The 23717-nt window shown below is 40.3% G+C and carries 20 protein-coding genes and 1 other RNA gene; 9 read left to right on the top strand and 12 right to left on the bottom strand.

The annotated features are described in order from the left end of the window. Positions 1–476: 476 nt before the first annotated feature. Positions 477–1745 (top strand): tetratricopeptide repeat protein, encoded by a 1269-nt coding sequence (locus V7K79_RS11990; RefSeq protein WP_335047853.1) that lies wholly within the window; start codon positions 477–479, stop codon positions 1743–1745. Positions 1746–1866: 121 nt separating this feature from the next. On the opposite strand, the gene V7K79_RS11985 is transcribed toward V7K79_RS11990, so the two are convergent. Then, positions 1867–2001 (bottom strand): PEP-CTERM sorting domain-containing protein, encoded by a 135-nt coding sequence (locus V7K79_RS11985; RefSeq protein WP_335047851.1) that lies wholly within the window; start codon positions 1999–2001, stop codon positions 1867–1869. A 333-nt stretch (positions 2002–2334) separates the two neighbouring features. Between V7K79_RS11985 and argS the strand changes: the two genes are divergently transcribed. The 3 genes from argS to V7K79_RS11970 all read left to right on the top strand — a co-directional run bounded on the left by argS (position 2335) and on the right by V7K79_RS11970 (position 5271). Further along, complete coding sequence (gene argS / locus V7K79_RS11980) at positions 2335–4089, top strand: arginine--tRNA ligase (RefSeq protein WP_335047849.1); 1755 nt, start codon at positions 2335–2337, stop codon at positions 4087–4089. A gap of 130 nt (positions 4090–4219) precedes the next feature. After that, entirely contained in the window at positions 4220–4783 is a 564-nt protein-coding gene (locus tag V7K79_RS11975; RefSeq protein WP_335047848.1) for a Uma2 family endonuclease, read from the top strand. An 8-nt stretch (positions 4784–4791) separates the two neighbouring features. Beyond that, the gene (locus V7K79_RS11970) at positions 4792–5271 is read left to right on the top strand and encodes a cobalamin biosynthesis protein (protein WP_335047845.1); all 480 of its coding nucleotides are present in this window, start codon (positions 4792–4794) and stop codon (positions 5269–5271) included. A 32-nt stretch (positions 5272–5303) separates the two neighbouring features. On the opposite strand, the gene V7K79_RS11965 is transcribed toward V7K79_RS11970, so the two are convergent. From V7K79_RS11965 to V7K79_RS11930, 8 genes are all read right to left on the bottom strand, one after another. Beyond that, a complete protein-coding gene (locus tag V7K79_RS11965; protein ID WP_104907020.1) occupies positions 5304–5657 on the bottom strand; it encodes a phage holin family protein in 354 nt (117 codons plus the stop codon). A gap of 416 nt (positions 5658–6073) precedes the next feature. Continuing rightward, positions 6074–7069 (bottom strand): peptidoglycan-binding domain-containing protein, encoded by a 996-nt coding sequence (locus V7K79_RS11960; RefSeq protein WP_335047843.1) that lies wholly within the window; start codon positions 7067–7069, stop codon positions 6074–6076. 106 nt (positions 7070–7175) lie between these two features. Then, positions 7176–8471, bottom strand: coding sequence for a M16 family metallopeptidase (locus V7K79_RS11955; protein ID WP_442938915.1), 1296 nt, complete (start codon positions 8469–8471; stop codon positions 7176–7178). Positions 8472–8537: 66 nt separating this feature from the next. Beyond that, positions 8538–9803, bottom strand: coding sequence for a M16 family metallopeptidase (locus tag V7K79_RS11950; protein WP_335047840.1), 1266 nt, complete (start codon positions 9801–9803; stop codon positions 8538–8540). A 166-nt stretch (positions 9804–9969) separates the two neighbouring features. Then, a complete protein-coding gene (locus V7K79_RS11945) occupies positions 9970–15390 on the bottom strand; it encodes a trifunctional serine/threonine-protein kinase/ATP-binding protein/sensor histidine kinase (RefSeq protein WP_335047837.1) in 5421 nt (1806 codons plus the stop codon). A 136-nt stretch (positions 15391–15526) separates the two neighbouring features. After that, a non-coding RNA gene (gene ssrS / locus V7K79_RS11940) (6S RNA) lies at positions 15527–15710 on the bottom strand. A 61-nt stretch (positions 15711–15771) separates the two neighbouring features. Continuing rightward, positions 15772–16926, bottom strand: a complete 1155-nt coding sequence (locus V7K79_RS11935; protein ID WP_335048116.1) for a 5-(carboxyamino)imidazole ribonucleotide synthase — start codon at positions 16924–16926, stop codon at positions 15772–15774. After that, positions 16923–17447 carry a pentapeptide repeat-containing protein gene (locus tag V7K79_RS11930; protein ID WP_335047835.1) on the bottom strand — a complete coding sequence of 175 codons (525 nt, stop codon included), beginning with the start codon at positions 17445–17447 and terminating at the stop codon, positions 16923–16925. Before V7K79_RS11930 ends, V7K79_RS11935 begins: the two co-directional genes overlap by 4 nt. Before the next feature lie 728 nt (positions 17448–18175). Between V7K79_RS11930 and V7K79_RS11925 the strand changes: the two genes are divergently transcribed. Next, positions 18176–18499: a hypothetical protein gene (locus V7K79_RS11925; protein ID WP_335047833.1), complete on the top strand. Its 324-nt coding sequence runs from the start codon at positions 18176–18178 to the stop codon at positions 18497–18499. A 385-nt stretch (positions 18500–18884) separates the two neighbouring features. Here the strand turns inward: V7K79_RS11925 and V7K79_RS11920 are convergent, their stop codons facing one another. Then, entirely contained in the window at positions 18885–19370 is a 486-nt protein-coding gene (locus V7K79_RS11920) for a beta-lactamase hydrolase domain-containing protein (protein WP_335047831.1), read from the bottom strand. A gap of 433 nt (positions 19371–19803) precedes the next feature. Between V7K79_RS11920 and V7K79_RS11915 the strand changes: the two genes are divergently transcribed. Beyond that, entirely contained in the window at positions 19804–20031 is a 228-nt protein-coding gene (locus V7K79_RS11915) for a CHAT domain-containing protein (RefSeq protein ID WP_335047829.1), read from the top strand. A 119-nt stretch (positions 20032–20150) separates the two neighbouring features. Here the strand turns inward: V7K79_RS11915 and V7K79_RS11910 are convergent, their stop codons facing one another. Continuing rightward, a complete protein-coding gene (locus V7K79_RS11910) occupies positions 20151–21956 on the bottom strand; it encodes a S8 family serine peptidase (RefSeq protein ID WP_335047827.1) in 1806 nt (601 codons plus the stop codon). Between the two features lie 198 nt (positions 21957–22154). Then, on the bottom strand, positions 22155–22364 hold the full coding sequence (locus V7K79_RS11905) for a hypothetical protein (RefSeq protein WP_335047825.1): 210 nt from the start codon (positions 22362–22364) through the stop codon (positions 22155–22157). Positions 22365–22816: 452 nt separating this feature from the next. On the opposite strand from V7K79_RS11905, the gene V7K79_RS11900 reads away from it, so the two are divergent. From V7K79_RS11900 to V7K79_RS11890, 3 genes are read left to right on the top strand one after another with little or no spacing between them, the layout of a single operon-like run. Continuing rightward, positions 22817–23380 (top strand): helix-turn-helix domain-containing protein, encoded by a 564-nt coding sequence (locus V7K79_RS11900; RefSeq protein WP_335047824.1) that lies wholly within the window; start codon positions 22817–22819, stop codon positions 23378–23380. After that, on the top strand, positions 23377–23487 hold the full coding sequence (locus V7K79_RS11895) for a helix-turn-helix domain-containing protein (RefSeq protein ID WP_442938919.1): 111 nt from the start codon (positions 23377–23379) through the stop codon (positions 23485–23487). The genes V7K79_RS11900 and V7K79_RS11895 overlap by 4 nt, the downstream gene beginning before the upstream one ends. 8 nt (positions 23488–23495) lie before the next feature. Continuing rightward, positions 23496–23618: a hypothetical protein gene (locus V7K79_RS11890; protein WP_335047820.1), complete on the top strand. Its 123-nt coding sequence runs from the start codon at positions 23496–23498 to the stop codon at positions 23616–23618. Positions 23619–23717: the final 99 nt, after the last annotated feature.

Below are 23717 nucleotides of genomic sequence, written 5' to 3'. Positions count from 1 at the left end.
ATCAGAAGAAATCTAATATTCTTAGTATGTTTATACTATAAGTTCTCAGTTGATTATTAAACTATTCTGACTCATAAATTCTGAATTTTAGTCAACCGTAAATATTTTAAAATTTCTGATATATGGGAAATTGAATTTAGTCAATTTCTCATATTTTTATTGGAAAATTAACAGAATTTAGCTGATAAGAGTTGATTAAAATTAACGATTAAGTTTTATCGTGAGGCAAAACTATATCAAATACACAGGCACAAACTGCTGAATATAACCATAAATTTAATTAGTGATATTTTCACTAAACTTAACTCTCAAATCTAGATGTGTACAATATTCCATTTATCAAAACTTAGGGTATTATGTTAGTTTTGTTTCACTAAAACTATAAAATATACTTAAAATATGAAGATGATTGTATAGGTTAGACTACGAAACAAGCTTGCTGGAATTCAATTAACTGAATCAACCAAACAAATGTTATGAATGACGAATTTTATAATAGAGGATTGGAAAAGGCTAGGGGAAAAGATTACACGGGAGCAATTGAAGAATTTAACCATGCTTTACAACTGACACCTTACTTTAGCGAAGCTTATTTGCGACGCGGTTTAGCTTATTATGACTCAGGAGCAATCCTAAAAGCTGTTTCAGATTATACCGAAGCCCTGAAGTTTAATCCTGATAGTGTAGAGGCATATTATTGTCGGGGATTGGCTAGAGTAGCGCTGAAAAATTTACCCGGGGCGCTAGATGATGTTGAACACGCGATTCGTCTCAATCTTAATTATGCTGCTGCTTATAATCTGCGGGGATTGGTGCGGCGCAAACAGGGTTACATTCAAGATGCGATCGCTAACTTTAAAAAGGCTGCTGGGTTACATTTAGAGCAACAGGACAAAGAGAATTGTCGTCTTTGTCTAGAACGAATTAAACAGCTACAACCCAAAGAATTACTTGCCCTTGAGGAATCGCGTTCCACTAATGCGCCAATTTTATCCACCAATGATTATTTCACGCAGTTATTAGAAAAGGCTGAAAAGGGAGATACCCAAGAGGCACTCGCCGATTTAAACTGGGTATTAAAAGCCGATCCGCAAGATGCCCAAGCTTACTGCTGTCGTGGGGTTGTGCGTTGTAAAATTGGGAATTATCGAGAAGCGATCGCAGATTTTAATCAAGCATTACGATTAAATTTTCAAGATGCCATTGTTTACCGCAACCGAGGTAAAGCACGTTCTGTCTTGGGAGATCATCAAGGTGCGATCGCCGATCTTAACCAAGCACTCCAGATGCAGCCGAAAGATGTCTTAGTTTATATTGCCAGAGGTAATGTCTATCGAGCAACCGGCAATTATCTCGGTGCAATTCAAGATTACACGCAAGCGCTACAAATCAATTCTGATGATGCTCAAGCTTACTACAATCGCGGCATTGCCTATACTTGCTTAGAAGAAATACAAAACGCCGTGGAAGATTATCAACGAGCGGCGAGCATCTTTTGCGAACAAGAAGACTGGGAAAATTATCAACAAGTCTTAAGTAGCCTAGAAAAAATTCAGAAATTTAGTCCAGAGTCAAAAAAGCAAAAATATCACCTGCTACGTCAGCGACTTTTACGAATGGTTGGGGGATACTGGGAAATTGCCGAACGATTGATTCAGCAAAACCAAGATTACCATCCTGGGATGTCAGACGAGTGGTATTTGCAAAAAGTGATTGATGATTTAGAACGCGATCGCAATAGATAAAATATAAATGCCACTACAAACATAAATTCACCCGTATAAATGTACGGGTGAAAATGCGAGCGATCGCTTGTTATGTTCCAATGAAACTAAACGTATCTTATATTAAGCACCATTTCCAAGTTTAGTGAGAAGCGCGACTTTGACGGCGGCGGCGTAATCCAAACATACTAACTGCTCCCACTGCAAACATTGATAGAGTAACAGATGGTTCAGGAACGGTAGCACCAATTAGCTCTTTAACATTTGCCTCACCCACATCAAGAACGACGACAACATCATTAAAGTCGCGATCGGAACCTTCGTTCCACTTACCAGTTGCAGAATCTACCCCTGAAGCGTGTAAACCACCATATAAATCTTCAAATGCTTACTATGTACTACGCTTTCGTTGGCTTGATTAACTAGTAGTCTGTCAAAATCGACTTCGGTATCGTCAGAATCTAGAAGTTATCCCAAGGATGGGAGACAATTTAAGGGGGTTGTACCTTAAAATGACAGTCTTTGCCTAGACTTGATGAATATCTTTTAAGGTTAAAATAATCAAGCTTTTCCAGAGCTACATTCCCCCTTTCACAGATAAAATCTATATATGAACGCTACACAAGAAAAACTAAAAGCTCAGGTTGAGCAAGCTTTAATTGCGGCTTTTGGCGCTGAATGGAAAGGAGTAGATCCAATTTTGGTTCCTGCTAGCAATCCTAAATTTGGCGATTATCAGGTAAATGTGGCTTTATCCCTGAGTAAAAAGTTAGGAAAGCAACCAAGAGCGATCGCAGGTGCGATCGCCCTGAAACTAGATGTATCCGAAATCTGCGAACCACCGGAAATCGCTGGGCCAGGATTTATCAATCTCAAACTAAAAACAGCATATTTAGAAGCACAACTAAACGCAATTCAAGCCGATCCCAGACTAGGAGTTCCAGCCGCAAAAACGCCGAAGCGGGAAATTGTGGATTTTTCCAGTCCGAATATTGCCAAAGAAATGCACGTCGGACACTTGCGTTCGACGATTATTGGTGATTCCATCGCCCGGATTTTAGAATTTCTTGGACACGATGTACTGCGGTTAAATCATGTAGGTGATTGGGGTACGCAGTTTGGAATGTTAATCGCCTATCTGCGGGAAGTTTACCCAGACGCCCTTACCACCGCTAATGCTTTAGATATTGGTGATTTAGTCTCTTTTTATCGCAAAGCCAAATTGCGGTTTGATACAGATGAAGCTTTTCAAGAAACAGCACGCCAAGAAGTCGTCAGATTACAAGCAGGTGCAGAAGATACACTTCATGCTTGGAAACTATTGTGCGAACAGTCGCGCTCTGAGTTTCAAATAATTTATGAGTTGTTGGATATCAAGTTAACTGAACGCGGGGAATCTTTCTACAATTTTTTACTACCAGGAGTTGTGGAAGATTTAGAAAAATCTGGATTACTGGTAGAAAACCAAGGGGCAAAATGTGTTTTCTTGGAAGGGTTTACAAATAGAGAAGGTGAACCCTTACCTTTAATTGTGCAGAAATCAGATGGTGGTTATAACTACGCCACAACAGATTTAGCATCTCTCCGTTACCGCATTCAGCAGGATGAAGCAAAACGGATAATTTATGTAACAGATGCTGGACAAGCAAACCACTTTGCTCAATTTTTTCAGGTAGCACGCAAAGCCGGATGGATACCCGATGATGTGGAATTAGTTCATGTTCCCTTTGGGTTGGTGTTAGGAGAAGATGGTAAGAAATTCAAAACTCGTTCTGGGGATACTGTGCGGTTACGGGATTTATTAGATGAAGCTGTTTCTCGTGCCCATACTGACCTGAAAACTAGATTACAAAAAGAAGAACGCCAAGAAACTGAAGAATTTATTAATGAAGTTGCTAGGGTAGTTGGAATCAGCGCAGTTAAGTATGCAGACTTAAGCCAAAATCGCACGAGTAACTACATCTTCAGCTACGACAAGATGCTGGATCTCAAAGGTAATACTGCGCCTTATATGCTGTATGTTTATGCGCGGATTTATGGAATTAGCCGCAAGGGTGATATTAACTTTAAAGAGTTGGGAAGTAATGCCGTTTTGTTGCAGCATGAAACAGAATTAGTGTTGGCAAAATATTTACTTCAATTGGATGAAGTTATTAGTAGTGTAGAGCAAGACTTGCTGCCCAATCGTTTATGTGAGTATTTGTTTGAACTGAGTCAGAAGTTTAACCAATTTTACGATCGCTGTCCCATACTCCAAGCGGAGGAACCGCAGCGAATCTCTCGCTTGATTTTGTGTGATTTGACTGCTAGAACTTTGAAGTTGGGATTATCTCTATTGGGAATTCAGGTATTGGAGAGAATGTAATATTTTTTAACGCAAAGTTCCGCTGAGGTAGCGCTAAGGTACGCAGAGTAAGATTTATGCTAAAGCTGATTTTTCTTTGTGTCTTTTGCGGGTTGTTAAGAAAATTTGCTGGATTTGGAGGCGATCGCTTATGGTACGGACACCATCAAAAAACATAACTTTGGCAGAGTTTCTAATGTTACCAGAAATAAAGCCCGCTAGTGAATATATTGATGGTCAAATTATTCAAAAACCTATGCCACAGGGAAAGCACAGTATAATTCAAGGTGAAATGGTTAGCACTGTCAACTTAACAGTCAAGCCCAAGCGAATTGCTCGTGCTTTTCCAGAACTCCGGTGTACTTTTGGTGGAAGGTCAATAGTGCCAGATATTTCTGTGTTTATTTGGCAAAGAATTCCCCGTGATGAAAATGGTGAAGTTGCTAACGTATTCCAAACAGCCCCCGATTGGACTATTGAGATTCTATCGCCTGACCAAAGACAAACGAAAGTTACAAAAAATATTTTACATTGCCTAAATTATGAAACACAAATGGGTTGGCTGATCGATCCAGAAGAACAAACGGTATTTGTGTACATCCGCAATCAACAGCCAATCATGTTGGATGAACTAAAAGCTTTACTACCTGTGCCAGATTTTGCAAGTGAGTTGAGGCTAACGGTAGGAGATTTATTTGGTTGGCTATTGGAGTAAACCCAATCATGTCAAACCATGAGAAATTGAATCAGGAAATACAGCAAATACAACAGGTTTTATGGGTGGGAATCGGTTGTAAACAAGGAACATCATGGGAGTTGATCGATTGGGCAATTGAGCAAGTATTTCGAGAAAATCAGCTTTTTGCAGGTGCGATCGCAGGTATTGCTACCATTGATACTAAAGCCTCGGAAGTTGGCTTAATCAAACTTTGCCGCCTCCGCAATTTGCCTCTAAAAACCTTTTCTGCGGAAATCCTTAGCTCTATCTGTGTACCCAACCCTGCCACAATTACCAACGATAAAGTAGGTACACCTAGCGTAGCAGAGGCAGCTGCTATGCTTGCAGCCTCTCAACTTACATCGTTGACTGTTTTTCCATTTACCAACATAGAGGAATTGCGGGTAAAGTTCTTAGTTCCTAAACAAATTTTCCAAACACAAGGACAACCAGGAGCGGTAACTCTTGCTGTTGCCCAAGCTTGAAATATTAGTATTACAAAAGTTCTCTAATTTTTCTAGTCAACAACTCGCAAAAAATAGTTAATTATGCTAGAAACAATTGCTAGCACAATTGAACCTAACAAAGCAGGTAAAAAACCCTGAATCTCAAAACCAGAACCAGGAGTTAGGACACTTGCCAGCCAAAGGGCTAAAGCGTTAATCACCAATGTAAATAAACCAAAGGTGAGTAAGGTAATTGGAAACGTCAAAATCTGCAAAATTGGTCTAATAAATGCATTAACCAGACCAATAACAAGGGCAGCAATTAGGGCAGTCAGAAAATTCTTGATAAAGAATCCCGGAACGATATTAGCAGTAAGAAATAACGCCACCGCAGTACCGAGCCAAGTTAATAAAAAGTGTTGCATAAGTTTTTTTAGAGGATTTAGCAGTCAGTTTAATTAATTTCACTATTGCCAGTTGTGATCTGTAACACGATTAGGTATTGTTGTGCTTGACTTTTAAAATTGCCATCATCTTTCGTCAGCCTAAAATCAATGCAATTTTTCAGTGCTGCTAAGAGAGATATTTCTAATCGGTATATCTTTATCGTATTGCAGGATGTACCGCATTAAATTCATAAAAAACAGTGTGGAGTGCAAAAGCCCAACAAAGGTTTCTCTAAATCGAGAAACCTCAGTCATTAGGGATTCCAAGAAATAAAGTATCTAGTTTTGTTCAATTGACAGCATTCGACTAAGCGCTCACACCGAAATTTTGTCTGCACCTCTGGTTACGGACGGGTGAGACGCTACATTACCAAGCTTGAAGATTAGGGATACGGTTAACGCCGCAAAAGAACCTCCCAGGTAGAGCCACCAACTACGCCGTCAGCTTCTAAACCATAGCGCTTTTGTGCAGCTTTCACTGCTGCTTCGGTTGTCTCGCCAAAGTCACCATCGGCATCACCTTTCAACAAACCAAGCTTTTTCAGCTGTTGTTGCAACTTAACAACTTCAGAACCACGTAATCCTATACGCAAAATTGGCAATCCTTCTGAGGTGTATTGAATACCAGGAGTTCGTTTTGTAGTTGTGTTTGACTGAGTTGGAGTAGTTGATGTAGTACGCTTTGGCGTTTTCTTTGTGCTAGAAGTTGTAGTTTTTCTAGGAGTAGCAGGTCTTGGTTCAGGGTTGTTTGTAACTTGGGTTACAGCTTTTTTTGTGGTAGTAGGTTTTGGTTGTGGTCTAGTCGGAACTTGGGTTACAGCTTGTCTTTGAGGGTTGGGGTTGGGATTTGCAACGTTGGTAAGGTTACTAGCCTGAGTTGGAACAGGAAAATTTGTAGCTGAGTTAAATCTTGGCTGGGATGAAGGGGTGGTTGATGCTGCTACTGTTTGATTAGGAAAAAGTCGTTGCCAAGTGCTAGCATCAACAACGCCATCTGGATTCAAGCCAGCTGCTTGTTTAAACCGGGAAACAGCAGTAGCTGTGTTTTCACTATAAATACCATCTACTGCACCAGAATAAAAACCCAAAAGTTTCAGAGCTGCCTGAAGTTCAGATACGCGTTCACCTTGGCTACCAACTTTCAGGTTAGGGCGGTTGATGCTATCTTGAGGATTTACTTGGGCAATTTTTTGTGGCGCTGCTATTGATACTACAGTCGTTGAGGTAATCAGCAGAGGCGTAGCAAAGAACAAGAGTATTTTAATAGCTGATAAAGATTTAGACCTGTTTAACCACCAATCCTTTTGCCGTTTTTCCATTCTACAGCGATTTACAGTTAGGTCTAATAATTTTAAATAACTCAAAATACTTGCTGTCAGGCTGCTTTGCATGGAATTCACTCCCAGAATATTCTCATGCTAATGGTACAGCCGCTTGGTTGAAAAAACAGCTGCTACATTTTACGATATCTGCAACGGGCGTCGCTGCGGCACATTCTCAGTTCACGATCGCACGATTAATTGCTTCTTCTTGACCAACTAAAGACAAGTAAGGCTCTTTTAAATATTTACAAGCTGAAGCGATCGCATCCTTGGCACTCACTGCCGCAACCAATTCTTGGAACTTAATGTCAAAATCAATTCCTAAGCCCAAAATTTCATACCAACCGTATATCTGAGCAATTTGCCCGTTCGTTTGTTTACCCAAGGCGTATTGCCCCAGGATCTTGTTTTTAGCAGCTTGGAGTGCGCTTTCGGATATTTCGGTGGTACATAACAAATCTACTTCTGTACGCAGTCCTTCTAGGGCAATGCTGGTATTTTCTGGTGCTGTACCGATGTAAACCACAAAGGAGGCTGGAAATAGCCTTGTGGAGTAAAAGGCAGATACTTCGTAAGCTAAACCTCGTTTTTCCCGTAATTCGACAAACAAGCGGCTAGAAAGCCCATTTCCCAAGTAGGTACACAGCAATTTTAATGAGGCGTAGTCAACAGAACTCACCGATGTTCCCAAATACCCAAGCATCACGATTGATTGTTGTGTCTGTACTGGATTCAGCTTTACCTGCGGTTCTACCTTAATCTCAGGTAAATTTAGTATTGGCAATGCTTGGGCTGGCGCTTGCCAATCAGCAAAAACTTCTTCTACCAACGCTGTTGCATCTGTGGGTGTGATTCTACCAGCAATACTAATAACTACATTATCTGGACGGAAATAAGTTTGGTGATACTCCACTAAATCCGCACGAGTTAAGCGGCTCATGGTGGTTTCGTCTCCCAGCACTGACATCGAGTAGGGATGATTTTGGTACATTACCTGTCGCATTTGTTCAAAGGCGATATTGAACGGTTGCTCTTTTTGGGAACGAATATCTTGGAGTGCTAAACGCCGTTCTAGTTCCACTTGAGTTTCGGGAAAAGTAGGCGATCGCAAAATCCGCCCTGCCAATGTTAAAATTTCCCCAAAATCAGATGTTACCGTCTTGAAAGATAGCAAAAAATAATCAGTGCCAGTATCCGCACTCAAACTCGCTCCTACAGACTCGACTTTTTCAGCAATTTCCAAGCTAGAAAGTCCATCACATCCCTTTGTCATCACTGCTGATAACAAATGTGCCAACCCTGCTTGCTCCCGGTTTTCGTTACAACTACCGGCACGCACAAAGATTCGCGTTGCAATAATGTCCGCAGCCGGATTTTCTGCCACCAGCACGACCATGCCATTCTTCAATACAGTACGATGGATGGGCGATTTTTGCAGTAAGGTTGTCATTTGTCCTTTGTCATTTGTCATTTGTCATTTGTCCTTTGTCAAAAACTAATGCCCCATGCCCAATCCCCAATGCTCAATTTTCAATAACTAACATGGTTTAAGTACAGTAACCGCATAATTCTGTGGCGAGAGATACTGTTTAGCTAATTGTTGCAGTTCTTTAGCATCGAAAGACTGAATCTGCTGGGGATATGTCACAGCTAATTCCGCTTGGGCAATGGTATTGTAATATCCATAAAGCCCCGTCAGTTGATTTGGTGTTTCAGTAGAAAACGCATACTCATTACATAGAAGTCTGCGTATACGAGCAAGTTCTTGTTCGCTAATTCCTCTATTCAGCAAATCATCCAAATGAGCGCAGATTAAAGACTCAACTTCCTCTAGATTTTCTGGTTCTAACCAAGCAGTAACTGTAAATAAACTTGATTCTCGTTGTAGAGAAAAACTACTGCAAATTCCCTGTACCAATTGCAAATCTTCTCGCAAATCACGCACTAAACGCGAAGTCCGCCCTTCTGCTAATAACACGGACAAAAAATCTAAACCATAGCCAGTACGGATATCTTCTACTCCAGGAACCAGCCACGCCATCAACAATCGCGCTTGCTCTATGCGTGGTAAATACAGTTCTTGACGATGAATTCCTGTTATTACTGGCTTTGCCACTTTCTCAAACTGTGGACAATTAGAAGGTTCGGCAAAATCAGCAAATGAATGATTTACCATTTCCCAAGCTGGTTGCTGGGGTATACCGCCGGCAATTACCACTGTCATATTTTCCGGCTGATAGTGAGTGCGGTGAAAACAGCGCATTGCTTCTGGCGATTGCTGCATCAGTTCTTGCTCAGTACCTAGCACCGAACGTCCGTAAGGGTGATGCGGATAGATACTTTGAATTAGAGCTTGAAATCCTATCCAGTCGGAATCGTCCTGACAAGAGCGAATTTCTTCTAGTACCACGTCTCGTTCGCGGCTAAATTCATCTTCTGGAATTGCTGCATTGAGTAGTAATTCTCCCAAGTAGGGCAGAGTCTCTTTTAAATAAGGGGCAGCTGTGATGAGTGAATAATGAGCATAATCATAGCTTGTCGCCGCATTACTGACGCCACCCCGGTTTTCAACTTTGGAATCGAACATTCCAGGGGGTAGCGTCGCCGTACCTTTAAAAATCATGTGTTCTAAAAAGTGCGCCATGCCAAACCACGGTTTTGGCTCTAAGCTGGCTCCAGCACGTACCCAAACATCCGCCACAACTACAGGAGTAGTGGGAATTTCTTGATGAATAAAAGTTAAACCACTCTCTAGTCGGAAGACTGAGGCTGGAAATACAGTATTAGTTAGTTGTTTTAACAATTTTTGTAGCTTTAACCACAATTTAAGGCAATTGTGTCATTTTAACTCTGAACGATACCTCATTTAGAATCAAGTTATACAGATTTAGTAGAATTATGCTATTGCTGTTCTCCACATTACTGAAAAATTAGAAGCGTTATGCATTGAGAGGAAAATCGCAAATTAGTTAAAATACTGGAATCTCAATGACAAATTCTGTTCCTTCGCCAAGTACAGAATTGCAAATCAACCGCCCATCATGGGTTTCCTCGACAATTTGACGAGCGATCGCTAATCCTAATCCCGTTCCTTTCCCAACCTCTTTGGTTGTAAATAGGTGGTCGAAGATCCGCGATCTAATCTCCTCTGGCATCCCCTGACCGTTATCTTTGATCCCAATTGCCACCAAATTTTGCTCAATAGATACTTCGGTGTGAATCAGTATTTGGTGATAATTGGCTTTGGCTTGGGCAAAAGAAAGCCCCTTGCAGGAAGTATCTAAGACATCAATGGCATTAGCAAGGATATTCATAAATACTTGATTTAACTGTCCTAAAAAGCACTTTACTGGTGGTAATTTTCCGTATTTAGTGATGACTTCGATTGCTGGACGTTTTTCGTTAGCTTTGAGGCGATACTTCAAAATCAACAGGGTACTCTCAATTCCTTCATGGAGATTACAAGCAACTTTTTCGGTTGTATCGGCTCTGGAGAAGGTGCGGAGACTGATGCTAATGTCTTTAATCCTTTCTGAAGCCACCTTCATCGAGTCTACTAGCTTTGGTAAGTCTTCAGTCAAGAATTCTAGGTCAATTTCTTCGCTATGCTCAATGACTGCGATCGCAGGATTAGGATAATGTTGTTTAAGCAATTGGATATGAGCGAGTAAGTCTTGGATATACTCTTCGCCATTATTGAGGCTGCCTTGCAAAAATCCAATGGGATTATTTATTTCATGTGCCACTCCAGCAACCAAATTGCCCAAGGTTGCCATTTTTTCATTTTGCACCATTTGTAATTGAGTTTGCTCAAGTTCTTGTAGCGATCGCTCTAACTGTTGGGCATAATTTTGAGATTCTTGATAAAGACGGGCATTTTCTAGAGAGATGGCGGCTTGAGCGCATAGCAGTTGAATAACTTCGGTGCGATCGCTTGTAAATGCACCAATTGTCAATGGATTTTCTAGATATAGCAGCCCGATGAGTTTACCTTGATTTAACATCGGTGTACACAACATACTCTTAGGTTGTTGCTGCATAAAATATAAGTCGGCGATAAAATCAGTTTGTGCTGTTGCATCATCCAGCACAACAGTTTTTAAGCTGCGTTTAACATAGTTTAGCAATGTAATGGGAATGCCTTCGCTGCTTGACAATGGTACAGATAGCAGAGTGACTCCTTCATTAATGCTAGCTACAGCTTCAACCACTAAGTTGTCCTGTTGGAGTACAAGTAATGCAGCTTTTTGCGCCCCAGCATTTTCCATCACCACTTGCAAAAGAGTAGTAAGTAATTGCTCTAATTGAATTTCACTGGAAAGAATTTGGGCGGCTTTAAAGATGGTGGCAAAATCGAGGGCATGAGAAATGCTGCTGCTAGAAAGATTTGTATGAATGGTTTGATGTGGAAATAATGGGGCATCGACGGTTGAACTCAGTTGTAAGCGATGATACTGCTCTTGTAAGATGAGAGCCAGGAGTTGAGGATAGCGTTTTTCTAAATCCTCGGTTTTGGCTTTAGCACCCCAACGAGCATAGCAGTAATAAGCTTCTTGCATATAGACTTGAGCGATTTTTTCTTTGCCCCATTCGAGGTAGAACTTGGCAGCTAGCTCATTGCTCAAGGCTTCTTCTTGGATATATTGATTTTCTTTCGCCAGAGAAATGGCGCGATCATATAATTCTATTGCTATCATCTTTTCGCCCAAAACCCGATGCCGTTCTGCTTCCACCAAATCAAATTTATGCTGAAAATTCATCGGTGCAAAATTGGCTCGAAACTGTAATTTTTCCTGGTTTTCGCCAACCTTTAAGAGTAATTGCTTTTGTTGAGAGGGTTCAGCCGTTGGATAGACAGCAAGCCGAGACAGAGAATCGTAATAATAGAAAATGGGCACAGATAACATTCCTGCCGCACCGTTGAGATATTGCTCTCCCTGATTTGCATTTTCAACTGCTGCCGGAAAATTATTAAACAGATAACTGAGTATTAACTTACTTAAGAAAAATATATGCAGTGTTAATTCGTCGTTCTCTTGAATCAGCCTAGATAAGAGTTGTTCTTCTTGACAAGATTTACCAATGAGACATTCTGGATTGTCGCTATATTCGGTTAAATTGTTAATGCTTTGACAGATTATATTCGACCAATTTAGTAAGCGCTGATTTTTGGCAAAATTAGACTCATAAGCTTTGATATCTGCTAATAAAACCTCCAAGACTTCTGTACCACTTAAATAGACATAGAATAATTTGAAAATCATCGATGCCAGCACATGAAAAAAATCGCCTGTATCTAATCCAATATTATGCGATTCCTGTAATAAACTAATTGAATCGCGAACATGTTGTTTATTATATTGATTCAATGCAGCCACTTTGAATATAGTCATGCTTTGAACAGATTTTGCTTGAAATCTATCCACAAGTATTAAAGCTAGCTTGCCAAATTCGTAGCCTAACTCTAGTTGGTTACAAGTATTAAGTACAATTCCAAAATCAGCATATCCTGGCGCTGAGAGTGGTGCATTGCCATATTTAAGAGATAAATTCACTTCTTCGCAGGCAAGAATTGGTAACAGATAGGAAGAAGTCTGGTGGATGGCGGGAGCGATGCTAGCCATAATCCGCAAAGCAATCAAAGCTTTGGTATCATTAATCAATGGCAAATTAACTAAGCCCTCAATACTTCTGCCTGCCAAGGTAGAGAGCGTGTTTACTACATATTGCTGAATGTCTGAAGGTGTTACTGATTCAGGTAATGTCACTCCAAGTTGAGCTAGAAGTTTACACCCAGTTGCGATCGCTTGAAATGGTTGACCTTGAACCTGATAAGCTTGGAGTTGAACTTCATAAACTTTCACTCTATCCAATAAAGTAGTTGTTTGTTGGATGACAACCTGAATCAGAGATTCCATTTGCTCAAATTCATTGTTGAGAAAGGCCGTTTCGGCAGCTTCTTCGTATAAACTTCGAGTCAGTTCGTAGGCAGTTTCCCAACTATTAATTGTCAGCAGTTGTATTCCAGAATTGAGGTAATGAATTGCTGCACCATAAGCGGTAGCTTCTTTTGCTTTTCGACCAGCATTCAGATTTAACTCAGCTAATTGTTGACATTCAGTCGGTTGGGTGATTAGTAATATTCCTCGATTTAACTGACTGACAATCTCAAAAATTCGCTCCTCTTGCTGTGATTTTGAGGTATTTTGCAAGAGCAATTGACCAATTTTAAGATGGGTAAATTGTTTCTCTTCATCTGGAATCAGCAAATAGGCAGCTTGTTGCACGCGATCGTGTAAAAATTTATAGATAGGGATTTGGAAATTGCAATTTAATGGGTTTGAGTCGGAATCATGCTCACTATATTGAAAAAATTTATAAAGTTCAGTAGTAGGTAAAACTAACCCTTCTTGCAAAGCTTTCCATAAAAATGCTGCCGTTTCGGTTTCTGATTGTTCAGAAATAATTGCTAAGGTTAGCAAATCAAAAGAGTTACCAATGCACGCGGCTAATTTCAACAGATTTTGCGTTACTACTGGCAACTTCTGCAACTGTAGCGCTAGAAACTCTACAACATCATCAGTAAGGGAAAGTGCTTTTACAGCAGCAATATCACATTGCCAGTACCCTTGAGCGGAATTAAAACTAATTAGTCCATCTTCATATAATACTTTGAGAAAGTGCGTTGCAAAAAATGGATTACCTTGAGTTTTTTGATAAACAAGTTGCGTTAAAGGTTGAGCAATTTCACCTGAACAACTCAAGGTATCAACCACCAATTGATTTAAACTAGTTTTACTTAACGGAGCTAAAGTAATGCTGTGAATTGTCGCATTGGCTTTGCGAATCTCCGCTAAAATCAACATCAACTGATGTGCTATAGATACTTCATTGTCTCGATAAGCCCCAATTAAAAGTAAAGATCCACTTCCTGACTCGCTCATCAATAACTGCATCAATTTGAATGATGCAGAATCAGCCCACTGCAAATCATCCAGAAAAATTACTAATGGATGTTCTTTTGTAGTGAATACCTGAATAAACTTTTGGAAAAGTAAATTGAAACGATTCTGGGCTGCACTTGGTGAAAGTTCCGTTGCAGGTGGTTGATGACCAATAATTTGTTCTAGTTCAGGAATTACCTCAAGAATAACTTCTCCTTCATCACCCAGCACTTGTAAAATTTTATTCTTCCAAGTTGACAATTGGACATCACTTTCACTCAGTAATTGTCCCATTAAGTCTCGAAATGCCTGCACAAAAGCAAAGAAGGGAATATTCCGATTAAATTGGTCAAATTTGCCTTTAATGAAGTAGCCCCGTTGGCGGACAATGGGTTTGTGAACCTCGTTAACTAAAGCAGTTTTACCAATACCAGAAAAACCAGCTACCAGCATTAGTTCTGTTTGATTGTTAGTAACTCTGTCAAATGCTTTGAGCAGAGTTTCAACTTCATGCTCGCGACCATAGAGTTTTTCTGGGATAATAAAGCGATCGCACACATCTCGTTGGGCAATTGGGAAACTTTCAATCTTACCCGTTTTTTTTAGTTGAGCTAAACAATTTTCTAAATCATATTTTAGCCCAAATGCACTCTGATAACGGTCTTCAGCATTTTTCGCCATCAATTTGCTGACAATAGATGAGAGTACAGGCGCAATTTGCGGATTAATCTCATGTACTAAAGGCGGAAGTTTGGCAATATGACAATGTACCAATTCCATCGGCTCATGCGATTGAAATGGTAATTGTCCTGTTAGTAATTCGTAAAAAGTTATACCTAGAGAATAAAAATCAGTCCGGTAATCAATCCCCCGATTCATCCGTCCAGTTTGCTCTGGAGACAAATAGCCGAGTGTTCCTTCTAGTACATTAGGACTCATCAGGATTTGAGTTTCTCGTGGCAATAAAGATGCAATACTAAAGTCAATTAATTTAACTTCTTTAGTTTCTGGATTAATTAAAATATTGGCAGGTTTAATATCTTTATGAACAATCCGATGACGAATTAGAATATCTAATGTATTGCACAGAGCGATCGCTACTTGTAAAAACTCAATCAGAGCTTGTGGTGTTTCCCCTATTCTTCTATTCTCTCCTCTGTCTTGCCACTGCTTTAGAGAAATTCCCCCAAAGTCTTCCATCACTAACACATAGCCGTTCTGATAAAGTTCCAGACTGTATGTTTGGATGATTCCAGGTAGATTCAAATTTTTGGCAATGGTGAACTGGTTGCGAAACTGTACCAATTCGCTGAAGCTGGGATAAGCGGTTTTCATCAGCTTAATCACTACAGATTTTTGGTCAGTTTCTCGATTAGCACGATAAACCAAGGTTCGAGAACCATTGTAGAGTTCTTTGCTAACCTGATATCCGGGAATGCTGACCATACGGCTTAATTCTTGAGACGTCAGTATTTAGGTTTCCCGAAATAATGGCAATCTTTACTGTCAGTTCGCTTATTTTAAACTGATTGAAATAATTAAAGCTCCCAAGTTCTAACTGACTTTGGGAGCTAATAATTTTAAGTTCACCGCGACGCCGTTTTACCTAAGTTTATGACCTGGGTTTATCCAGGTGGGAACCTAAATTCCTCGTTTAAAGTTTCCGGGTACATGCCCGGTATACTGCCACGAGAACAGTTGACTCCCTTGTCATTAAAGGCATAGATCAAAAAACTTGATGGCAGTCACCAACGTCGTAGTGGAACTTAAATCATTATAGCTTTCAAAAATATGTTGTGTGTTCAACAGCGAAACTTTCTGCTCAATTTACCTGGGATACCAGATATATTCTATGGTTTGGGCGATCGCGATCGCCATCTCTCGATTTTGATTATCCAGCAAAACGGTGATATGTCCTAACTTTCGTCCCGGACGTGATTCTGTCTTCCCATACCAGTGAACCTGCGCCTGGGGAATTTCTGCTATTTGTTGACGCTGGCTTTGGTAGTCGCTGTGAGAATTTTCATACCCCAATAGATTCACCATTACAGCGCTGGCGCACTGCAAAGCCGGATTTCCTAAAGGTAAACCACAAACGGCTCGAAGATGCTGCTCAAACTGAGAAGTTTCACAAGCATCAAGAGAAAAATGCCCAGAATTATGAGTACGTGGTGCAATTTCATTTACCAGCACTTTGCCATCAGCCCTGAGAAATAGCTCAATTCCAAAAATTCCTACTACTTCTAGGCTATTTAATAGAGTATGGGCGATCGCTTGGATTTCTGCTACTTGATTGGGCGTAATTTCGGCTGGCGCAATCACCCGCCGACACACTTGTTGTTCTTGTTGGGTTTCTACGACTGGATAAGTGACAATTTCTCCCTCCACAGAACGAGCTGCAATTACTGCTAGTTCTCTTTCAAATGGGACAAATTCTTCTACCACGAAAAGCGATTGATTTAAAGTTTGTGTTGAGGTTTCATCAGTTAGCTTTTGCTCTAAAGTAGCAAAATCTGGAATTATAAAAGTACCTTGACCATCATAACCGTGGCGACGGGATTTAAGGACTACTGGAAAACCTAGATATTCTATTTTTGATTTGAGATTTTCCACCTCGTCAAGGGCGAAAAATTGAGGAACTGGTAAGCCCAAGTCGCGTAAATAGCAACGCTGATGATATTTATCTAAAAGAGGAGCTAATGCCTCTAATCTGGGACGGAAACAAATGCCTTGCTGTGCCAAAGCAGATAAAGCATTCAGGTTAACAAATTCGTTTTCAAAGGTGATGACATCGCATTTTTGAGCTAATATTTTCGTAGCACTTGCATCATCAACTGGCGCGAAAACAATTTCTTTGGCGATTGACACGGCCGGGTCGTGTTCGCTAGGAGTTTGTACTAATAATTCTACTCCTAGCTTCTGTGCCGCATCCGCCATCATCCAGGCAAGTTGTCCGCCACCAATTACACCAACACGCTTCATTGACATCCTAGAGAATCACGAGTTTGCACGCCTGTTTTGGAATTCACACCACTGGCTTTAATGCACAGTTCTTTGATTTGCGCTCTATCCAAAATTGCATCTGTAAAATCTGCACCGTCTATATTTACATCATTAAATATGGCACGGAGCAAAAGAGCTTCTTTGAAAACTACATCGCTCAAATCTGCCTTAGTCAAGTTTACCTGATCGACCATTGCATTCGTTAAATCCGCTCCGTGGAGATTTGCTTTTGTCATCACCGAAGCGCTCATGACTGCTCCCCGTAAGTCAGCGTTTGTAAAGTTAGCCAATTCCATATTGGCGTTAGAAAACTCCGCAGCTTGCAAACTCTGTCCCGAAAAATCACGTCTTGATAACTCTGCATTGCTAAATGACAGTGGATGAGTCCAGTCTACTGCCACTGCTGGATCGGCCACACACCAGATCATAATTCCCAAAAGGAATGCTAATGCTTGCCGCCAAAATATATTGAGAGTCAATTTAATGTATAGTTGCCGCATTTAATTACCACATTTGAATATTAGCAAAACTGGCTCGTACTAATTGAGACTCGCAGCCTTGCTACTGGACTTGGAGAACGTGTATTTTCGTTGCTTAATATTTTGTAACGCAAAAAGAGCATAAGCTTCTTACTTTAGCAAAATTATCCCTGCTACTTGAGGTAGAGAGTGGCAATCAGCGATCGCACTAAAATTAGATTAGATATCAAAACAATAATTACTAAATAGCGATCGCAATGACTGAGTATAAATTGTTTCTCATATCAAGTAAGCTTTAGCAAAATAGAGGCCGCGAGGATAATCTATCGCTCTTAATCAAGATAAAACTTGAAATTCCTAACTCTAAAGGAATAATTTAGCTGAATAAAACAATGTTTGCTATAGCCTATGGTTGTTGACTTATTTACAATTCTTCATTTATAGATTTAAATTTTTAAGATATAAAAAGTTTTTCTGAGCAGTAATACTCACGAAGTTATTTACAATTCTTGACTTTCTATTTTGCAAGTAAAGTTTATTGTCTTTTGAATTCGACAGCCCCTATCAACTGTTAGTCTTTTAATTAATGAAAGCAAGATTTGAACGTAATTATATGCGTCTCAATTGCTTAACAAAGCTTAAAAGTTCGATAATTAGCGTTAATTTTATAGCGATTAATTAGTTCTTCAGGAATCTCCCATTTACATTCACCAAGTACACAACTTCCACAAACCGAACTCCGAAACCCGATGATGAATCATTACTCACTTCAATGGATTGAGGCATGGTGCCAAGAAAATGGCTGGACAGATTTATTTGTTGAGCGACGTAACAACTTCTGGGCTTTCCCTCCGGGTGGGGTAATGCCAGAGCCAATCCCAGTTCATGTTCTGAGATTGATTAAAGCCGAAAAAGGACTGACTTTGGAAGAACGATTGTGGTCGGTGTCAGCAGTAATTGGCACAATTCTAGCTGTTCTTTTTACCTTTTGGTTCCAGTCGCCGATGCCATTAGTTTTAGCTTTTGCTTTTAATGCTGTTACAGTGGCTCAATTTGAACTTGAAGATGCCTAATTTTTATTTTGGGCTTTGCTATTCAAAACTGCTCTTGTCTACTTTCAACAAGAGCAGTTTTTAATTTAACAAGAAAGAATTCAGAAGTCAGGAGCCAGAATTCTCCAATTAAATTCTCTGCAACTCGCTACCCCTGCAAAGAAACAAGCTACGTGCTGCGCGAATGTAGAAAACGTCTTGATTCTGACGCTTTGGCGGAGTGTCTTAGGCTTCGCTTCTGAATTGTTTTTTAATGATTTGTAAAGCAGTCGTCTAATACAGCACGGCGTAAATAAACCACCTATTCCAAATCAACAAAATACTTGCGCTGTATACCTGTTTGAATTTTGAATTTTGCTTTGCGGTACTAGTCTATTAAGACATAACAATTAGAAATTACTAATATTTAAGAACAGCTAGCAGATATAGCTATTTTTGCGTGTTTGTTAACGTAGTCCACAAATAATTGCTTCAATCGAGGACTAACACCAGCGTGTTCAAAAAATCCAAAACCGAGATTTCTCGCTTTTGCTAAGGTTTCCTCTGGTGTTAATCCTTCCTGGATAGCGATACTCAACAGCGCAATTCCAGTCGATCGCATCCCGGCGGCACAATGTACGACTGCTGGTTTCGGGATTTGTTCGAGTGTCGTGAGAATTTTGGTAATCATCTCTTCATTCAAATTTTTTAAATCCACCTTGAGTGGAACATTTTGATAATACAGCCCCAATGCTTCCGCTACTTTTTGCTCATCTTTGGAAAATCCTAGTTCATCAGGCGATCGCAGATTGAGAACGGACTTAAAACCTTCTTGAATAGCTTGCTCAAGCTGTTTCGGTATGACTTGTCCTGTTGTTGTCAAGTTTTCGTTAATTTGTATAGCGTTGATCACATTCACTCCTTTTGACTTTCTAATGTCTTCCAGCTTGTCAAATACTCTAATAGAGCAGGCTTTGAGAAGATATTCAAAATAAGCACAGCAAAATAAGCCAAATATTACAAGATATTGCTTGATTACTTCAAAATTTGTCTTTTGAAGTTGGTTATTTTTTTACTTTATCCATAATATACGGTTTGTCGATAGAATTAGTGTTAATTAGAGTTTTTTATACTTTTTGTTTATATAATTATCGTAGTTTATATTTCAAGAGTTATACTATTGGGCAAGTTAGGAGAGCAATTTCGCCAGTTTTGACGCTATATAGCAGGTTTCCCCAGCCCAAGTAATGGACTTATCCCAGTTCGGAGATTGCAAAAAAACGTATAGAACCAGGAGTATCTGTTTGCAAGGTTGCCGCTAAGGGCGTTAAGGCAAAGCGGCAACCTTGCAAATTGTAAGAATCTATAAACTGACGGGCACACGCAGTACGCTAGCAACTTTGTGGACAATAGATGATGAATCTACTAGCGAGTTTATGGGTGAATTATACCGAGAGTTGGATGCTGGGGTAACTAAAGCCCAAGCCTTGCAACGCGCCCAACTTGCTATTTTAGCTAAAAAAAATTGCCCATATTTTTGGGCACCTTATGTTCTGGTGGGAAATTGGTTGTAATTATACTGTTATCTAGATTACTTTACCTTGCTGAAGGACTACGATCGCAGCATCGATTTCTTCGCGTCGAGTCAAATGTGTAAAGCTAATCTATGATGCGAATTAATCTAGATCCCTTGCTATGCTAACGCTATAAAGTTTTCCACCCTAATCGTGCTAGCTTCTATTCCAATAAGTTCCGCTAGTCTTTCTTGTGTATCTGTAACCTGAATTGAAGTGCTAAAAATGCCTTGTGTAATTGTGATCTGCTCAAATGTCAGATCCTCTAAGATGAAAAAGTCCTCTCCACGATCATAGTCAAGTATTTTATCTTGTCCATAAAGCGATCGCAGCACAAACCGATCAGCTCCTTTATCACCAATAAGGATATCGTTGCCTTTACCGCCATCGATAACATCATTGCCATTACCTCCTAATAAAATGTCTTTCCCGTCTCCTCCTACTAAATAGTCTTGCCCTCCCCGCCCAACTAAAATATCAGCGCCTTTATTTCCGTAAAGATTGTCAGCAGAATCTGTCCCGTAGAGAAAATCGGTACAGTCAGATCCTATCTTTTCTGAAACGAATGCTTCTATAACAGCTCGATCTGCCTGTACAAGCCCTGAACCTTCTCCTATAGAAAGCGCAGTATCTTGGACTTTAGTACGAATCTCTTCAGGGGTAAGATTTCCATCGGCTCGATCTAACATTAGTGCTACTAAGCCTGCTACGTGAGGTGCAGATGCTGAAGTGCCTAAAAATTCAGCAAACGAAGAATCACTTGGGAAATTGGTTGCAACGCCGTCTGGGGCATAGATTTGTGGTTTATTTCTAAGGATGGGATTGGCCAACCTATTGCCGTGAGAATCCAGCCAAATGGGAGATCCGCCGTGGCTTGAATAATCTCTGATTTCTGTAGGATTTTTGATATTCGTGGCACCAACAGTAATGGATCTGGGTGCATTACTGTGTCCGTAAACTGATCTATTATTGGCATCTTCGTCTACGTATTCATAGTCAATTTTGCGGTCTGCTCCATTAGCGCCACTAACCCATTTGATAAACGTTGGTTTTTCGGATACATCATCACCAACCTTGGCAATTACAAAGTAAAGTTGTTCATCCTTTTCAGGGGCATACCCAAGTACTTGAAGGGGAACATCTACAGCAGACTCGCTAATTACCCCTGAAACCGCAACAATATTGGCTGGGTTTGGCAATTCAGGCGTATTCACTAAAAACTGGACATATTCTGTTTTGATCTCTCCAATAGGATCGTCCCATCCCAAAAGAGGATTGATCAGTGTATTACCTTCTGGGAGATTGATGTTCTGAAAGATATCTACGCCATCGGTGGGATCAAAATCGTGGGCTTGAAATTGAAAACCTTCAAGCTTAAACTCAGCGCCTGGACGAAATACGCTTTCGTATGAAATTCCGCCATTATTACCAGCAGCAGAGACAACTACTACGCCCTGATCAATGGCGGCTTCGATAGCCTTAGCTGCTTTACCGTCTTGTAGAAGAGAAGCAGCAAATATAGCATCTTCAACGATTATATCAACCCCGGCAGCAGTAAGGGTAGAAACTGCTTTGGCAAAAGTTTCTTCATCTTTAAACAGGCCGTCTCGATCCTCTTTAATGAAAGTATGAAAAAATAGCTCTGCCCCTGGTGCAATATCGTGGATTACTTGACCTAATGCCCTACCTTCGTCCGACAGTGGTTTATTACTGTCTGCAAGGATGTTCACAGGCTGGCGATATCCAAATGGATTCGCTTTTCCAGGCAGATCTCCACTTTTAACATTTTCACTTAATCCAGAAAGCGAATTGAAACTATCCGAGATGATGCCTACTTTAATTCCTTGACCGTCAAGACCAAAAAGCTGACGTGCAATGTCTGCTTTGAGGATCTTATCGCCTTGAGTTGTTACTTTGCCAACCATAATACTGAATACGGAAGTAAATGTAGGTAAAGTCTCTATTTCTTTCTTGAATGATTAACAAAATCCATTTGCACGGGTTGATTAATCCCCCGAAACTAAATCAAGTTCAGCTTCAGGGGATTTTGTATCATCTAATACCTATCTGAAAGGCACTAAACAACACAGTTATGATACTAACACTCAGACTTCATTTGGTATCTAATCTGAAGTAGATAAAGAAGCCCCACTAGCTAACACTTGGTTACCTGTGTTAGCGAGAACACGTCTGTATGCACGAATAGCAGCAAAGGGATTTTTAGTAGCTGCGAATACAACTGCGAATCCTCCTCTAACAATATTGATGTCCTCGCAGCTTAATTCAGATAGTGAGCAAGCATTATCTAAATCTAGTATTTTGATCTGTGACATTTTTCTTTTCTCCTTAATAAAATTCTTTGGTTAAGATTAACTTTGACTTAATTAACCTCAACTCAAAGATATGAGTTATTCTCAACGATTTCAAGAGGTAAAAGCTTTTTATTTATGCATAAGTAAGAGTGTTTTGATTCCAAAATTGCTCTACTGTAAATAGGGATATTGTCAAATTTGGTAGTAGTAAATCACCATTTTCAGTACATATTTACCAATGCCTGCAATTTCAAACTGAAGCTATATTTATAGTCGCAGATGGTACTTGATGCCCTGTCACACCACCAAAGCCTGAAAAGCCATAGTTGTGACTGTCTAGCAAATTACTGTAAAGCTTTGTAACGAGATGTGGAATTCCCGGAGTTTTGATTCAGAGAAGTAACAGAGGTTCTCAGGAATTATCCAGATTAATTTCTATCTGGGCATTGCAAGTTATACCAGGAGGAATTGCTGTGGACAAGCAAGGTCTATACTTAACAAGTTTTCAGCGCAAACTTTTGCTCAAGAGTCTAGAAACAGATTTACGTCCAGAATATCGCCGTCGGATTGAAATTATGTTGTTGACAGATGCAGGCCAATCTCAGACTCAAATCTGTGAAGCGTTAGGATGCGCTCAGGAGACAGCACGGCACTGGATGACGATTGCTCAAACAGGTCAAGCTCATCATTGGAGCGATCGCCCGATGGGTCGTCCCAAGGCTGTGAATGAGCAATATCTGGCTCGTTTGCAAGAACTAGCAAACCATAGTCCGCGTGAGTATGGCTATCCATTTGAACGCTGGACAGGACAATGGTTAAGCAAGCATCTGGCAAAAGAGATGGGGATGAAAGTTAGTGCTTGCCACATTAATCGCTTGCTCAAAGAAATGGGACTTTCAACTCGCCAGATACGCAAGACTGCTGAGCAAGAAACTGACAACACAAAGAATTCTCGGATTACTATTGGCAACCTGCTACCAAATTTAGAGCCGGATTTTCGGTGGTCATTGAATAAGGAAAAGCAACGGTGCGAATGATTCGTCGGGCGCACACTTTACTAATGGCTTCGTCAGGTGAAACAGATGAAGCGCTCGCCAAAATTCTACATATAAGTGTGGCAACAGTGGAGAGGACGCGGATGTAATTCGACTGGTGATGCACAACTTAAATACTCATACCATCGGTGCATTGTATGAAGTCTTTCCCGCAACTGAGTCCAGAAGAATTGCGAAAAAACTAGAAATTCACCATACACCGAAACATGGTAGTTGGTGAGCCAGTGCGTTAGGCGGGTTCCCCGACTTGAAGCAGCTGGCGAACCCGAAGGGTTAAATATGGTGGAATCTGAATTGTCTGTACTTGTTCGTCAATGTC

Origin of the sequence: Nostoc sp. (assembly GCF_036917575.1) — a bacterium.
In the GTDB taxonomy this organism is placed as follows: domain Bacteria; phylum Cyanobacteriota; class Cyanobacteriia; order Cyanobacteriales; family Nostocaceae; genus Nostoc.
This window is presented reverse-complemented; position numbering and strand designations above follow the sequence as displayed.

Excerpts from the sequence above, each read along its gene's own strand:
- V7K79_RS11990 (WP_335047853.1), top strand. The coding sequence starts at position 477 with ATGAATGACGAATTTTATAATAGAGGATTGGAAAAGGCTAGGGGAAAA.
- argS (WP_335047849.1), top strand. The coding sequence starts at position 2,335 with ATGAACGCTACACAAGAAAAACTAAAAGCTCAGGTTGAGCAAGCTTTA.
- V7K79_RS11975 (WP_335047848.1), top strand. The coding sequence starts at position 4,220 with ATGGTACGGACACCATCAAAAAACATAACTTTGGCAGAGTTTCTAATG.
- V7K79_RS11970 (WP_335047845.1), top strand. The coding sequence starts at position 4,792 with ATGTCAAACCATGAGAAATTGAATCAGGAAATACAGCAAATACAACAG.
- V7K79_RS11965 (WP_104907020.1), bottom strand. The coding sequence starts at position 5,657 with ATGCAACACTTTTTATTAACTTGGCTCGGTACTGCGGTGGCGTTATTT.
- V7K79_RS11960 (WP_335047843.1), bottom strand. The coding sequence starts at position 7,069 with ATGCAAAGCAGCCTGACAGCAAGTATTTTGAGTTATTTAAAATTATTA.
- V7K79_RS11955 (WP_442938915.1), bottom strand. The coding sequence starts at position 8,471 with ATGACAAATGACAAAGGACAAATGACAACCTTACTGCAAAAATCGCCC.
- V7K79_RS11945 (WP_335047837.1), bottom strand. The coding sequence starts at position 15,390 with ATGGTCAGCATTCCCGGATATCAGGTTAGCAAAGAACTCTACAATGGT.
- V7K79_RS11935 (WP_335048116.1), bottom strand. The coding sequence starts at position 16,926 with ATGAAGCGTGTTGGTGTAATTGGTGGCGGACAACTTGCCTGGATGATG.
- V7K79_RS11930 (WP_335047835.1), bottom strand. The coding sequence starts at position 17,447 with ATGCGGCAACTATACATTAAATTGACTCTCAATATATTTTGGCGGCAA.
- V7K79_RS11925 (WP_335047833.1), top strand. The coding sequence starts at position 18,176 with ATGATGAATCATTACTCACTTCAATGGATTGAGGCATGGTGCCAAGAA.
- V7K79_RS11910 (WP_335047827.1), bottom strand. The coding sequence starts at position 21,956 with ATGGTTGGCAAAGTAACAACTCAAGGCGATAAGATCCTCAAAGCAGAC.
- V7K79_RS11905 (WP_335047825.1), bottom strand. The coding sequence starts at position 22,364 with ATGTCACAGATCAAAATACTAGATTTAGATAATGCTTGCTCACTATCT.
- V7K79_RS11895 (WP_442938919.1), top strand. The coding sequence starts at position 23,377 with ATGATTCGTCGGGCGCACACTTTACTAATGGCTTCGTCAGGTGAAACA.